Source organism: Micromonospora purpureochromogenes (genome assembly GCF_900091515.1).
GTDB classification, from domain to species: domain Bacteria; phylum Actinomycetota; class Actinomycetes; order Mycobacteriales; family Micromonosporaceae; genus Micromonospora; species Micromonospora purpureochromogenes.
In genome coordinates, this window is record NZ_LT607410.1 from 707,358 (window position 1) to 720,625 (window position 13,268).

Below are 13,268 nucleotides of genomic sequence, written 5' to 3' on the forward strand. Positions count from 1 at the left end.
CCCGCCGGCGCCTGCTCGTCCCGTGCGCCGACTGGTCAGCCGATGTCGAGCAGGGTCTTGCCGACGGTGGCCCGCGACTGCATCGCGGCGTGCGCCTCGGCGGCCCGCTCCAACGGGAACCGCTGCCCGATCAGCGGGCGCAGCCGCCCGGCCGCGCCCTCGGCCAGCGCCCGCACGGTGAGCGCGCGCAGCTCGTCCGGACCGGCGGTCGGTCGCAGCAGGGCCACCCCGCGCGCCGTGGCGGCCTCCGTCGGCACGTCGGTCCAGCTGCCCGAGGCGAGCCCGAAGCTCAGCATCCGACCGCCGGGGTCGAGCAGGTCGAACGCCGCACGCCCCACGTCGCCGCCGACGCCGTCGAAGACGACGTCCACCCCGCCGGTCGCGGCGCGTACCCGGTCGGCCCAGTCAGGCTCCCGGTAGTCGATCACGACGTCGGCGCCCGCCGCCCGGACCAGTTCCGTCTTGCGCGGGCCGCCGGCCAGGCCCACCACCCGTGCTCCGGCCCGCGCGGCGAGCTGGACCAGCAGGCCGCCCACCCCACCGGCGGCCGCCTCGACCAGCACCCGTTCCCCGGCGCGGGGCGCTGCCGCGTCGGTCAGCAGCAGCGCGGTACGGCCGTCGGCGAGCAGCGCCACCGCGTCGTCCAGCGCCAGCGCGTCGGGCACCTCGACCGGCGCGGCGCGGTCCACCACGACCCGTTCGGCGTATCCGCCGGAGCCGCCGGTGCCGCTGACCACCCGCCGGCCGACGAGCCCGGGGTCCACGTCCGGGCCCACCGCGCCGATCACGCCGCCGACCCCGTTGCCGGGGATCACCGGCAACGGGCCGCGGAACGGCCCGAACCCGGTGGCCCGGAACATCGTCTCGACGAAGGTGAGGTTGACGTGGGCCACCTCGATCAGCACCTGCCCCGGCCCGGGCGTCGGGTCGGGCGCCGTTCCCGGCACCAGCACCTCCGGCCCGCCGAACTCCCGCAGCCACACCGCCCGCACGATCCCCCCTCACGTCGCCGTCCGGCCCAGTCGACGACATGAAGTGGGGTTGAGGTCAAGCGCGGGTCAGCCGGTGGACGGGCCGACGCCGGGGGACTCGACCAGGCGGGAGAGCACGATGGTGCTCCGGGTGGAGGTGACGAACGACTCCGCCCGCAGCCGCTCCAGCGCCTCCTCCAGGTGGGCGATGTCGGCGGCCCGCAGGTGCACCAGGGCGTCCGCCTCGCCCGAGACGGTGTACGCGCCGACCACCTCGGGGTGCCGCCGGGCGGCCACCCCGATCTGCGCGGGCGTCGTCCGACCCGCGCAGAAGAGCTCGACGAAGGCCTCCGTGGTCCAGCCGACGGCGGCCGGGTCGACCACCGCGGTGAAGCCCCGGATCACCCCGGCGGAGCGGAGCCGGTCGACGCGTCTCTTCACCGCCGGAGCGGAGAGTGACACCCGGCTGCCGATGTCGGCGTACGACGCGCGAGCGTCCGCCACGAGCAACGCAATGATTCGCTGGTCGACCGCGTCTATCTGCAACGTTCCGCCTTCAGAAAGCAAGAGTTCTAGCTGTTACCAAAGTTCTACGCTACCTACTCTTGGTCACCGTGAACCAGCAGCGAGTCCCGCGAAAGCGGACATATCTCATGTGCTCGCCCGAGCATTTCGCCGTCGAGTACGCCATCAACCCGTGGATGGACGTCACCACCGCGGTCGACGCGGAGCTGGCGGTCAAGCAGTGGGACCGCCTGCGGGAGACGCTGGTCGGTCTCGGCCACGACGTGCACCTGCTCACCCCCGAGGCCGGGCTGCCGGACATGGTCTTCGCCGCCAACGGCGCCTTCGTGGTGGACGGGACGGTCTACGGCGCCCAGTTCAAGCACGAGCAGCGCGCCGCCGAGGCCGCCGCGCACCGGGCGTTCTACGAGTCGCAGGGCTGGCGGTTCATCGCGCCGAGCGAGACCAACGAGGGCGAGGGCGACTTCGCGTACCTGCCGGAGGCGCACGGCGGGCTGGTCCTCGCCGGCCACGGCTTCCGCACCGAGCTGCCGGCGCACGCCGAGGCGCAGGAGGCGCTCGGCCGGCCGGTGGTGTCGCTGCGCCTGGTCGACCCGCGCTTCTACCACCTCGACGTGGCGCTCGCCTCGATCGACGACGAGAACATCGCCTACTTCCCGGGCGCCTTCTCGGCGGCCAGCCAGAAGGTGCTCACCCAGCTCTTCCCCGACGCGGTGATCGCGGACGACGAGGACGCGATGACCTTCGGCCTGAACCTGGTCAGCGACGGGCTCAACGTCGTGCTCAACAGCGAGGCGACCCGGCTGGCCGGCAAGCTCAAGGCGGCCGGCTACCACCCGGTGCCGGTCGAGCTGGCCGAGGTGAAGAAGGGCGGCGGCAGCGTGAAGTGCTGCATCGCCGAGCTGCGTCACTGACGCCAACACGGCGCACGCCGAGGGCCGGCCTCCCCGCGGGGGAGACCGGCCCTCGGCGCGTACCGGGTCCGGCGCTCAGCCGAGCGTGGCGATCTCGTTGAGCATGACGTTGGACAGCAGCCGGCCGTCGAACTGCACGGTGCGCAGGTACCACCGCTGCTGCGGCGTGCGGGGCTGGTTGAACTGCCACACCCCGCGCGGGCTGTCGATCTGGCCCACCTTGCCGAGGGCCAGGTTGACCTGCTGCGGGGTCGGGTTCGCCCCGGCGAGCCGGATCGCCCCGTCGAGCACCTGGGCGGCGTCCCACGAGGCCATCGCGTACGTGCTGGGCGAAACGTTGAACGTCTTGCGGTACGCGGCGGCGAAGATCCGGTTGGCGTTGTTGTTCAGGTCGGCCGAGTAGTTCGACACCGTCTGGATCGGGCCGGGCAGCAGCCGGTCGGTCTTGTCGTCCACCAGCACCTTGCTCACCTCGTTTAGCACGCTGCCCTCGGTGAGGAAGCCGGGCGCGTAGATCGGCCCGGTGTAGGCCGGCCGGTGCCGGCGCAGCTGCCGGATGAACTGGATGGCCGCGTTGCCGGAGAAGTGGCAGAAGATCGCGGTGGGCCTGCGGTTGAGCGCCTGCCGGATGTGGGAGACGTACTCGCTCTCGTCCGGGGTGGGGGTGGGGTTCGTCCAGACCGGCTCGCCGGCGATCCGCGGGTCGTCGGCGCCGAAGCCCTGGCGGAAGCCCTGCACGACGTCGAGGCTGCCCTCCGGCGCGATGATCAACACCCGGCTGCCGGCGGGCAGCCGCTGCTTCAGGTACGCCCCGAGCGCCCGGCCCGGCTCGTCCAGCACGTACGAGGTGCGCCAGATGTAGACCACGCTCTGCAGGCTGACCGGTGAGGCGTTCGACCCGATCAGCGGCACCCGGGCCTTCTCCACGATGTCCCGGATCCCGGACATCACCGTCGGGTTGACCACCCCGGTGAGGGCGAGCACGCCCTGCTTGAGCAGGTCGTTGACGGCGGCCTGACCGGTCTTGGCGTTGTCGCCCTCGTCGGCCTTCAGCAGGGTCACCGGGTGCCCGCCGAGGCGTTGGCCGTGGGTGGCGAGGTAGAGCTCGAAGCCGTTGACGATGTCCTCGCCGATGGCCTTGCCCGAGCCACTTTCGGGGGCGACGAGACCAATCTTGATCGGCGTGCCGGGCGCGGTGGGATCACCCTCGTCGTCCGTGCCGCAGCCGGCGACCAGCCCGGTGGTACCGAGCGCGGCCAGCAGCTGCAGGGCGCGCCTGCGGTTCATCTGCGACACCAAAATCCTTCCGGAGCGTTGCGGGGCGTCACCGCCCCCTCGGCGTTCTACCTGGTTGACGACGCTGCGTCAATGGCTATTGATCTTTGTGCAGCGACTGCAACGCATCTCTGACCCGCGGCCAGGCGGCCGACTCCGGGTCGATGAGCCCGAAGTGCTCGCATTCCGGCAGTTCAACGAGGCTCACCTCGGCCCCCGCCGCGGCCGTGTAGCCCCGGCTGATCGTCACCGGCACCTGCTGGTCCTGGACCCCGTGCACGATCACCGTGCGTGTCCGGAGCGGCACCAACTCTCGTGGATCGGCCGCCGCGTACCGGTCCGGGTGTTCCGCCGGGCCGCCGCCGAGCAGCGCGGCCACCGCTCCGCCGTCCAGGTCCAGCCGGTACGCCTCGGCGAGGTCGGCGACCGGGGCCAGCGCCAGCACCCCCCGTACGGTGGCGGGGGCGTGCGCCGCCACGTAGAGCGCGAGGTGCCCGCCGGCCGAGTGCCCGAGCAGCAGCGGTGGCCCGGCGGCCACCCGGCCGGGCAGGGCGCGGGCGGCCAGCGCGGGCAGCGCCGCCACCCCGGCCAGCACGTCGGTGAGGGTGCCCGGCCAGCCGCCGCCCGGCTGCCCGGTCCGCCGGTACTCCAGCTGCGCCACCGGCCAGCCCAGCGCCGCCAGCGCGGCGGCGAGCGGGCCGGTGTGGGTCCGGTCGTACTCGGCGCGCCAGAAGCCCCCGTGCAGCACCGCGACCAGCGGTCGGGCCGGCGCGTCCCCGGCGGGGCGGCGCAGGTCGACGATCTGGTCGGGGTGGTCGCCGTAGGCGAGGGTCTCATCGGGGGGCGGAGCGGGCCGGGTGAGCACGGCGCGCGGGTCGGCGGGCATGCCGGCGACGGTAGCCCGACCGCCACCGGCCGGGGGGCGTGACCGGTCCCACCGCGTGCCGCTCGCGCGCGTGGGTAAAGATGGGTCCCATGACCGACGCGCACTCCGCTGGACAGAACGACGAGCCGGGCACCGAGGACACCGGGCACTCGGGCACCGTGGTGGTGATCGGCCCGGACGGCCGCCCGGTCGGCACCGTGCAGACCGACGAGGCGGCGGGCGAGGACCCGACCCGCCTGGTCGAGCAGCCGGCCAAGGTGATGCGGATCGGCAGCATGATCAAGCAGCTGCTGGAGGAGGTCAAGTCGGCCCCGCTGGACGACGCCAGCCGGCACCGGATGCGGGAGATCCACGAGCGGTCGATCGTCGAGCTCAAGGAGGGCCTCGCCCCCGAGCTGCGCGAGGAGCTGGAGCGGATCTCGCTGCCCTTCACCGAGGAGAAGGCGCCCAGCGAGAGCGAGCTGCGCATCGCCCACGCCCAGCTCGTCGGCTGGCTGGAGGGGTTGTTCCACGGCATCCAGGCCGCGCTGGTCGCCCAGCAGATGGCCGCCCGGGTGCAGCTGGAGCAGATGCGCTCCGGCCGGCAGGCCCTGCCGAGCGGTCCCGGCGGAATGATGCCGGGCATGCCGGGCATCGGCCAGCCGCAGGGCGGCGAGGGGCATCCCACCGGCCAGTACCTCTGACCGGCCGGTCCGCTCAGCCCACCCCGAAGACCTTCTCCAGGTACGCCGCCACGCCGTCGGCGGAGTTCGCCCCGGTCACCTCGTCGGCGATCTCCAGGACGGCGGGGTGTGCGTTGGCCACCGCCACCGCCCGACCGGCCCAGGTCAGCATCGGCAGGTCGTTGGGCATGTCGCCGAACGCGAGCACGTCGCGTTCGTGGATGCCGAGGCGGGCGGCGTACCAGGCCAGCCCGGCCGCCTTGGTCACCCCGGCGGCGGAGATCTCCACCAGCCCGCTGTACGACGAGTGGGTCGCCTCGGCAAGCCCCTGCAGCGCCCCGGCCACCACCCGGACGAAGACGTCCGGGTCCTGCTCCCCGGCCCGGGCCAGCAGCTTCACCGCCGGTACGGAGTGCAGCTCCTCGGGCGACTCGACGGCCCGGATGGCGTCGTGGTCGGCGTCCCAGCGCAGCGGGTAGTGCGCCTCGTGCCGCATCTGCCGGCTGTCGACGATCTCCACCGCGAAGCTCACCTCGGGCACCGCCGCGCGCAGCCGGCGGGCCACCTCGGCGAGGAGTTCCGGAGCGAGCGGGTCGGCCCGCAGCACCTCGTCGGCGACCGGGTCGTAGACCACGGCGCCGTTGGCGCAGATCGCCGGCAGCGGGGCGGCGAGCTGGTCGTACACGAGCTGGAGCCAGCGGATCGGACGGCCGGTGACCAGCACGACCGGCGTGCCCTGCGCGCAGATCCGCTCCAGCACCGTCGCGGTACGCGCGCTGAGCGTCCGGTCGTCGCCGAGCAGGGTGCCGTCGATGTCGGTCGCGACCAGTCGGGGTGTCTCTCCCATCACCGGGAGAGTAGCCGGTCCAGGTAGACCGCGACCCCGTCGTCGTCGTTGCGCAGGGTGATCTCGTCCGCCGCGGCGCGGACTGCGGGGTGCGCGTTGGAGACGGCCACCCGGCCCCAGCCGGCCCAGGCGAACATCGGCAGGTCGTTGGGCATGTCCCCGAAGACCAGCACCTCCGCCGGGTCGACGCCGAGCCGTTCGGCCACCACGCTGAGCCCGGTGGCCTTGTCGACCCCCGGCGGGCAGATCTCGACGAAGCCCAGCCCGGCCTGGGTGAGCGTGGCCACCTGCGGCGGGACGATCCGGCGGGCGGCGGCCAGCAGCTCGTCCACGTGGTGGTCGGCGGTCCGGACGAAGGCCTTGATCACGTCGCAGGAGAGGCACTCGGCGCGGCTGCGCGCCTCGAACCGGTCCTGGTACGGCCAGCTCGGGTGGTAGTCGCCCCAGAGCGGCGCGTCCTGCTCGGCGGACGCCTCGACCATCACGGTCAGCGGCCCGACCTCGGCCTCCAGGTCGGCCAGCAGTCCGGCCAGCACCTCACCGGGCAGCCGCTCGTCGCGCAGCACCACCGGGCCGGCCGGGTCGCTCTGGTCCACCACGCAGCCGCCGCCGGCCATCACCAGGAAGTCGGCCGCGCGGATGTCGTTACGGGTGAGTTCCTTGAGCCGGGGGCCGCGACCGGTCGCACCGACCACCGGGATGCCGGCGGCCCGCACCCGGTCGAGCACCTGGTGGGTGTACGCGGAGACCGTCTCGTCGCTGCGGACGAGCGTCCCGTCCAGGTCGGTGGCGATCAGCTTGGGCAGGCCCGGGCGGATCATGGTTCCTCCTTCGCCCGCCGCCGCCGCAGCCAGCCGTTTCGGTCATCGGTGCCTCGACCCGGAGTGACGGCGGGCAGCAACCGTACCTCGCGGTACCGGTCCCGACCACGGCGTTCCGGCGAATCCGGCGCCAACGCCCGGTGACGCCCGGCTCCCGTTCCGGTGGCCACCGCGGCACCGGCGAGCCCGGTCGGGACGGCCGGTCAGCCGGCCGACTCCCGACGGGCGAACGGGACGGTCGGCGTGACGGTGAGGTCGGCCGGGCCGTCGTCCTCCGCGCGGCCCGGGCGGTAGTCGACCGGCTCCGCCTCCAGGTCGGTGTCCCCCTCCGACTGCTCGGCCGGCTGCCGGCCGGCGAGCTGGAGCGCGGCCCCGACCAGCGCGGTCGCCACGAAGGCCATCACCAGGCCTCGCCCGTAGTCCACCCGGAAGCCGTCCTCGGACGAGTAGAACAGGGCCCGCTGTCCGGAATCGTCCAGCGAGAAGGCGGTCGCCGTCAGCAGCGCCAGCAGCGCGCCGGCCACCGCCAGCCCGGCCAGTCGCGCCTCCCGCCGGACGGCCGGGCCGCCGCGCAGGGCCAGCGCCGTCACGGCGGCGAGCAGCAGCAGCCCCACCAGGTACGCGACCCCGAAGCCGTCGACCTCGGCCACCCCGCCGGGCACCCGGACGGTGACGTCGCCCTCCGGGCCCCCGTTGGGCAGCGTCATCACCAGCCACTCGCCGACCAGCGAGGCCGTCCCCGCGACCGCGCCGAGGACGGCCAGCACCAGGGGCAGCCGGCGGTCCCGGCCGAGCCCGCCGAGGGCACGGCCCCACCGTCCGGCCGGGGCGGGGGACGGCGAGCCCCACTCGACGACGGCCGTGCCGTCGGAGCGGTCCTCCTGGCGCGGGACGGGGAGATCCTCAGACATCGGCCACCTTCCGCCGTCGCGGGCCTGAACCGCATCATGACACGCCCGGCGGCGCCGTTCGGGGCACGACGTGGCGACGGTCGGTACGCCGGGTCGGTCGCCCGACGGTGCGGTTTCGGTTAGCGTCGGGTGCATGCCTATCCGTACCGCTTCCGCACGTTGGCAGGGCAACCTCACCGAGGGTTCCGGAACCGTCCGCACCGGCAAGGGCGGACTCCAGGGGAACTACTCCTTCAAGTCGCGTTTCGAGGAGGGCGAGGGGACCAACCCCGAGGAGCTCATCGGCGCCGCGCACGCCGGCTGCTTCTCGATGGCGCTCTCCAAGCAGCTCGCCGACGCGGGTGCCACCGACTCGTCGGTGGACACCACTGCCAAGGTCCACTTCGACAAGACCGACGCGGGCATGTCCGTGACCCGGATCGACCTGGAGACCGTCGGCCAGGTGCCGGGCATGGACGAGGCGCAGTTCACCAAGCTGGCCGAGGCCGCCAAGGAGAACTGCCCGATCTCGCGGCTGCTCTCCCCGGGCGCGCAGATCAGCCTCTCCGCCCGCCTGGCCTCCTGACCCCGGCCGGTCGTACGCGACGGAGAGGGTGCCGGACCGGCACCCTCTCCGTGGCTCCGCGCGAATCTTGACGGAGCGGATGGCCCGGCGTCGGGGACAATGGACGGCGTGGCGGTCGAGATGAGCCGGGAACGCTTCGAGGAACTGGTCGGGGAGGCCCTCGACGAGGTGCCCGAGGAACTGCTCGGGCTGATGAGCAACGTGGTGATCCTGGTCGAGGACGACCCGCCGCCCGGCGAGGACCTGCTCGGCCTCTACGAGGGGCACGCGCTCACCGACCGCGGATGGGACTACTCCGGTGTGCTGCCGGACCGGATCCTCATCTACCGCCGCCCGATCCTGCGCATCTGCGACAGCGAGGACGACGTGGTCGACGAGGTGGCGGTGACCGTGGTCCACGAGATCGCCCACCACTTCGGCATCGACGACGACCGGTTGCACGCCCTGGGCTGGGGCTGACCGCCCCGCTCGACGGCCCCGCTCGGCCGATGCGACCGGTTGCGCTGGTCACCTACCCTCCGGTGAGACACACCCCGAACCAGGAGGAAACCGATGCGCAGCGCGCTGTTCTCCGCGGAGAACCTTGAGAAGGAGTCCGCCCAGCCCGGCATGCGGCTGCAGAACTCCAAGATGCTGAAGATCGAGCTGAACGGCGAGGCCATGGCCCGGGTCGGCTCGATGGTCGCCTACCAGGGGCAGGTGCAGTTCCAGGCGCTCGGCTCCGGTGGCATCGGCAAGTTCATCAAGCAGCGGCTGACCGGTGAGGGTGTGCCGCTGATGAAGCTCAGCGGCCAGGGTGACGTCTTCCTCGCCGAGCTGAGCAAGGACGTGCACATCATCGACCTGGAGCCGGGCGACGCCCTCTCCATCAACGGCTCCAGCGTGCTGGCCTTCGACTCGACCCTGTCGTACGACATCAAGATGGTCGGCGGCGCCGGCATGGCCTCGTCGTCCGGCCTGTTCAACTGCGTCTTCAGCGGCCACGGCCGGATCGCCATCACCACCAAGGGCACCCCGGTGGTGCTCAACGTCGACGCCCCCACCTACGTCGACCCGCAGGCCGCCGTCTGCTGGTCGGCCAACCTCCAGACCGGCTACCACCGCGCCGAGCAGCTCGGCCTGGGCGCGCTGCTCGGCCGCAGCACCGGCGAGGCGTTCACGATGAGCTTCGCCGGTCAGGGCTTCGTGGTGGTGCAGCCCTCCGAGGAGCCGCCGGTCATGGGCAGCGGCACCCAGCAGCAGCAGGGTGGCCTGCTCGGCGGCCTGCTCAGCTGACCGGGTCGGCGGGGTGCCCGGTCCGGGTGCCCCGCCGGGTCAGCTCAGCTCGCCGGCCCGCAGCCGAGCCAGCCAGGCCGCCGCGTCGGTGTAGTCGGCGTCGGAGAGACCGGCGGGCGCCGGGACCGGCCGCTCGGCCGCCCCGTCGACCCAGCGGTGCCGGGGGTACGACCCGAGGAAGCGCACGTCGGCGCAGACCCGCCGCAGCCCCTGCAACGCCTCGCCCATCCGCACGTCGGCCACGTGCCCCGTGCAGTCGAGGAAGAAGACGTACCGGCCGAGCGCCTCGCCCGTCGGGCGGGACTCGATCCGGGTCAGGTTGACCCCGCGTACGGCCAGCTCCATCAGCACCGACAGCAGGGCGCCCACCCGGTCGTGGGCGATGTACACGGCGAGCGAGGTGACGTCGTCCCCGGTGGGGGGCGGCGGTGGGCCGGGGCGGGACACCAGCGCGAAGCGGGTCACCGCGTCGGGGTGATCGGCGATCTTGTCGGCGAGTACGGCCAGCCGGTGTCGAGTGGCCCCGATCGGGGCGCAGATCGCCGCGTCGTAGTCACCGGCGGCCGCGCCGGCCGCCGCCGCGCCGTTGGAGAGCACGTCGACCACCGTCGCGTCGGGCAGGTGGTCCCGCAGCCAGTTCCGGCACTGGGTGGAGGCCTGCGGATGGGCCGCCACGCTGCGCACCGCGCCGAGCGTGGTGCCGGGGCGGGCGCCGAGCACGAACTCGACCGGCAGGATCACCTCCCGGGTGATCACCACCGGGTCCCCCTCGGCCAGCTCGTCCAGGGTCACCCCGACCGCGCCGCCGATCGAGTTCTCCAGCGGCACCAGGGCCGCGTCGGCGTCCCCCGCCCGTACGCTCTCCAGCGCTTCGCCGACGCTGCGCGCCGGGGTACGGCTGCCGTGCTCGGCGGCGGGCACGGTGCGCAGTGCCTGCTCGGCGAAGGTGCCCTCGGGTCCGAGGTAGACGTAGCGGGTCGGTGGTGTACCGGGCATGTCGCCCAGCCTACGCACCGGGTACCGGCCCCGTGCCGGCGTCGCAGGCCAACGTCCGGATGCCGGGCGGCGCGACGGTCCGCACCTCGATCGAGCAGACGTCGGTCCCCGCGGTGACCAGGCGCAGCGCGGTGGACTCGGTACGGGTGACCACCTGGAGTTCCTCGTGCCCGGTCACGGCCAGCACGGTGTACTGCCAGTCGGCCGCGCAGAGCGGCCCCTGGGTGGCGCGTACCGACACCCCCCGGGGGAGCACCCGGCCGCGCAGCAGCCCCACCACCCGGTCGGCGGAGGGCCGGCCGGCGCAGGCGACGGCGACCAGGCCGGGCGTGGGACTGGGCGCTGGCGGGAGCGTCGGCGCGATGCCCAGCGGCGGGGTCACCGGCGGAGCGGCGGTCGGTGCCGCGGGGGTGACGAGCGCCGGCCGGGAGCTGGTGGCCGGCGCGGGGACGGCTTCCGGCGGGGCGCCGCAGGCGGCGAGCGGCACGACGGCGACCAGTACGCCGGCGACGGCCAGCCGGCGGGGTGGGGTGGGGTGTGCGTCAGGCGGCACGGACCGGTCCTCGGGGGGATCGAGCCTCGGGTGGCATCGGGTCGTGACGGCCGGGGGTGGCCGAGCCCATCGTAGGAGGATCCGGCGGCGCGGTGAAGGTCAGCGCAGCACCCGGTGCCCGGCCCGTTCCAGCGCGCCGGTCGCCTCGCCCAGGCGTACCGCCGGGACCAGCACGTGGTCGGTGTCGTAGGTGGAGAACGCGACCACGCTGACCCGGGCCTCGGCGAGCGGGTCGACCAGGGCGGCGAGGGTGCCGGTGACCGCGAGGCCGACCGGCCCGACCACGCGCAGGCACCGCCAGTCGGTCTCCACGTCCGCCTGCGCGGGTGCCCGACCGGCGGGGCAGATGACCGAGATCCCGTCGGCCGTCCAGCTGACCGTGACCACGTCCGCGACGCCCGGCTCGGCCCACAGGGCGGGGGGCAGGGAGGTGCCGGCGGCCAGCCGGCACACGGCGTACTCCCCCGGGAGCAGGGCGACATCGAGCATGAGGGCACCTTACGGCGTCGTGCCGGCCCGCCCCAGCATCGCGGCGTGCGGCGCCCGCCACACCTCGGATGCGGGTCAGATCTCGGAGAAGAAGGTGAGTGATCCGGCGACCGAGCCGTCGGTGAGCACCGGGGTGGAGATGGCGTCGACGGTGGCGTCGGGCGCGTCCTCGCCGGCGGGCTGGACCCGGAGCAGGCCCCGGGCCAGCCGGCCGGAGTGCAGGGCGAGCAGCGGCGGGATCTTGTCGGTCTCCTGCTCGGTCAGCTCGCCCCGGGCGGCGGTGAAGTCGAGCAGCCGCAGGCCGCCCTCCAGCAGCGGCAGGCCCACCACGTCCTCCGGTGCGCCCAGGCACAGCAGCTCGCAGCCGGCGGACGAGATCGCCACGACCCGGGTGTCCGCGTCGATCAGCAGGCAGGGCTCCTCGGCGTGGGAGACCATGGCCGACCACTGCCCGACGTTGTCGCACCCCGGCTCTGTCGGTATCCGCGACGCCGGCGCGAACACTTCGGAGAGCGAGAGTTCGACGTGGGCCACCGAGCCTCCTATGTACACCGACGGTCTGTCCACGCTAGCCGGTCGCCGCGACGGTCGCTGTACCGCGCTGCTGTCACCGGCCGCCGGTGACGATCGGATGCCCGGAACGACCGGGCGGCCGGCGACGGCGCGGACCGTGGGTGACCTCGGTGAACACCGGGTCGCGTGGCGTCGTCGGTGACGTTACCGGCGGGCGGCCGGCTTGTCAGCGGCCGTTCGGCCCTCGTCGTACCACCGGTAGTCGGCGGCGGGACGGTACGTGCCGTTGAGCCACGTCTGTGGCTGCTGCGCGACCCGGGACAGCTTTTCGGCGGTGGCCGGGCTGATCCGGTTGCCCCCGGCGACGAGGAGCCGGTCCAGCTCCCGGTGGGTCGCCATCAGGCAGTCCTTGGGCAGGCCGTAGACGCTGATGACGCCGGAGCCGACGAAGGTCAGCACCGGCGTCACCGGGATCGGCAGCCCGACCGCGTCGGAGAGGGCCTTGCTCGCCCGCTTGGCGTCCCGCCGGGCCTCGGCCACGTACGGCGGCCGCTTGCCGTTGATCTGGACGACGTCCCCGGCGACCAGCACCCGGGCGCGCCCGTGGTCGGCGATGCTCACCGCGAAGAGCCCGCTCGGGCCGATGGCGAGGAAACCGGCCCGGTCGTCCTGGCCGCGGTCGAGCAGCACGTCGGCGACGTCCGTACGCGGCCACTCGATGACGTGCCAGGCGGGCCCCAGGTGGTCGAGCTGACCGAGCGCGCGCGCCCCGGCGGCCTCCAGCCGGCGCGCGCCGCGCTCCGCCCGACGGCGGCGGGCCCACTCCAACGGGGTCGGGCGGGCCGGCTCCAGCGCCGACGGCGCCTCGGCCCGGGGGTGCGGCACCGCCACGGGCGGCAGGGCCCGGGTGGGTACGGCTCGACGAGCGGGAAAGACAGTCATCGCGACCTCCGGCAAAAGGTCCCTCGAAGTTATGTCCTCACTACCCTACGTTGCCATCCCCTGGGTACGGCAAGTTGGAGCGCCGGAATGAGTGCGGATGAATGCCATATTCATCCACACTTC

General features: G+C 73.8%; 17 protein-coding genes. 5 read left to right on the forward strand and 12 right to left on the reverse strand.

Translation table 11 applies throughout. The features are described 5' to 3' along the window. Positions 1-35 precede the first annotated feature (35 nt). Entirely contained in the window at positions 36-992 is a 957-nt protein-coding gene (locus GA0074696_RS03315; protein WP_088959725.1) for a zinc-binding dehydrogenase, read from the reverse strand. Between the two features lie 66 nt (positions 993-1,058). Continuing rightward, positions 1,059-1,517: an Lrp/AsnC family transcriptional regulator gene (locus GA0074696_RS03320; protein WP_088959726.1), complete on the reverse strand. Its 459-nt coding sequence runs from the start codon at positions 1,515-1,517 to the stop codon at positions 1,059-1,061. Positions 1,518-1,576: 59 nt separating this feature from the next. Between GA0074696_RS03320 and ddaH the strand changes: the two genes are divergently transcribed. Further along, positions 1,577-2,410 (forward strand): dimethylargininase, encoded by an 834-nt coding sequence (gene ddaH, locus GA0074696_RS03325; protein WP_407940538.1) that lies wholly within the window; start codon positions 1,577-1,579, stop codon positions 2,408-2,410. Between the two features lie 75 nt (positions 2,411-2,485). Here the strand turns inward: ddaH and GA0074696_RS03330 are convergent, their stop codons facing one another. Together GA0074696_RS03330 and GA0074696_RS03335 are read right to left on the reverse strand one after the other, a co-directional pair. Further along, positions 2,486-3,706, reverse strand: a complete 1,221-nt coding sequence (locus tag GA0074696_RS03330) for an ABC transporter substrate-binding protein (RefSeq protein WP_088959728.1) — start codon at positions 3,704-3,706, stop codon at positions 2,486-2,488. A 76-nt stretch (positions 3,707-3,782) separates the two neighbouring features. Continuing rightward, positions 3,783-4,571 (reverse strand): alpha/beta hydrolase family protein, encoded by a 789-nt coding sequence (locus tag GA0074696_RS03335; protein ID WP_088959729.1) that lies wholly within the window; start codon positions 4,569-4,571, stop codon positions 3,783-3,785. A gap of 80 nt (positions 4,572-4,651) precedes the next feature. Here GA0074696_RS03335 and GA0074696_RS03340 point away from each other — a divergent pair, with 80 nt between their 5' ends. Beyond that, a complete protein-coding gene (locus GA0074696_RS03340) occupies positions 4,652-5,254 on the forward strand; it encodes a bacterial proteasome activator family protein (RefSeq protein WP_088959730.1) in 603 nt (200 codons plus the stop codon). A gap of 13 nt (positions 5,255-5,267) precedes the next feature. Here the strand turns inward: GA0074696_RS03340 and GA0074696_RS03345 are convergent, their stop codons facing one another. The 3 genes from GA0074696_RS03345 to GA0074696_RS03355 all read right to left on the reverse strand — a co-directional run bounded on the left by GA0074696_RS03345 (position 5,268) and on the right by GA0074696_RS03355 (position 7,812). Continuing rightward, positions 5,268-6,080, reverse strand: coding sequence for an HAD family hydrolase (locus tag GA0074696_RS03345; RefSeq protein ID WP_088959731.1), 813 nt, complete (start codon positions 6,078-6,080; stop codon positions 5,268-5,270). Next, entirely contained in the window at positions 6,080-6,901 is an 822-nt protein-coding gene (locus GA0074696_RS03350) for an HAD family hydrolase (protein ID WP_088959732.1), read from the reverse strand. Before GA0074696_RS03350 ends, GA0074696_RS03345 begins: the two co-directional genes overlap by 1 nt. Before the next feature lie 203 nt (positions 6,902-7,104). Continuing rightward, positions 7,105-7,812 (reverse strand): hypothetical protein, encoded by a 708-nt coding sequence (locus tag GA0074696_RS03355; protein WP_088959733.1) that lies wholly within the window; start codon positions 7,810-7,812, stop codon positions 7,105-7,107. A gap of 133 nt (positions 7,813-7,945) precedes the next feature. Here GA0074696_RS03355 and GA0074696_RS03360 point away from each other — a divergent pair, with 133 nt between their 5' ends. The 3 genes from GA0074696_RS03360 (at position 7,946) to GA0074696_RS03370 (ending at position 9,652) form a co-directional block, all read left to right on the forward strand. Beyond that, positions 7,946-8,377 (forward strand): OsmC family protein, encoded by a 432-nt coding sequence (locus GA0074696_RS03360; protein WP_088959734.1) that lies wholly within the window; start codon positions 7,946-7,948, stop codon positions 8,375-8,377. Between the two features lie 99 nt (positions 8,378-8,476). Further along, positions 8,477-8,836 carry a metallopeptidase family protein gene (locus GA0074696_RS03365; protein ID WP_172894149.1) on the forward strand — a complete coding sequence of 120 codons (360 nt, stop codon included), beginning with the start codon at positions 8,477-8,479 and terminating at the stop codon, positions 8,834-8,836. A gap of 93 nt (positions 8,837-8,929) precedes the next feature. Next, entirely contained in the window at positions 8,930-9,652 is a 723-nt protein-coding gene (locus tag GA0074696_RS03370; protein WP_088959735.1) for an AIM24 family protein, read from the forward strand. Positions 9,653-9,691: 39 nt separating this feature from the next. Here the strand turns inward: GA0074696_RS03370 and pheA are convergent, their stop codons facing one another. The 5 genes from pheA to GA0074696_RS03395 form a co-directional block, all read right to left on the reverse strand. Further along, complete coding sequence (gene pheA / locus GA0074696_RS03375; RefSeq protein ID WP_088959736.1) at positions 9,692-10,648, reverse strand: prephenate dehydratase; 957 nt, start codon at positions 10,646-10,648, stop codon at positions 9,692-9,694. Between the two features lie 10 nt (positions 10,649-10,658). Then, complete coding sequence (locus GA0074696_RS03380) at positions 10,659-11,165, reverse strand: hypothetical protein (protein ID WP_088964334.1); 507 nt, start codon at positions 11,163-11,165, stop codon at positions 10,659-10,661. A 135-nt stretch (positions 11,166-11,300) separates the two neighbouring features. Then, a complete protein-coding gene (locus GA0074696_RS03385) occupies positions 11,301-11,690 on the reverse strand; it encodes an ACT domain-containing protein (protein WP_088959737.1) in 390 nt (129 codons plus the stop codon). Between the two features lie 75 nt (positions 11,691-11,765). Then, positions 11,766-12,224, reverse strand: a complete 459-nt coding sequence (locus GA0074696_RS03390) for a PAS domain-containing protein (protein WP_088959738.1) — start codon at positions 12,222-12,224, stop codon at positions 11,766-11,768. Positions 12,225-12,407: 183 nt separating this feature from the next. Further along, positions 12,408-13,145 carry a hypothetical protein gene (locus tag GA0074696_RS03395; protein WP_088959739.1) on the reverse strand — a complete coding sequence of 246 codons (738 nt, stop codon included), beginning with the start codon at positions 13,143-13,145 and terminating at the stop codon, positions 12,408-12,410. Between the last annotated feature and the right edge of the window lie 123 nt (positions 13,146-13,268).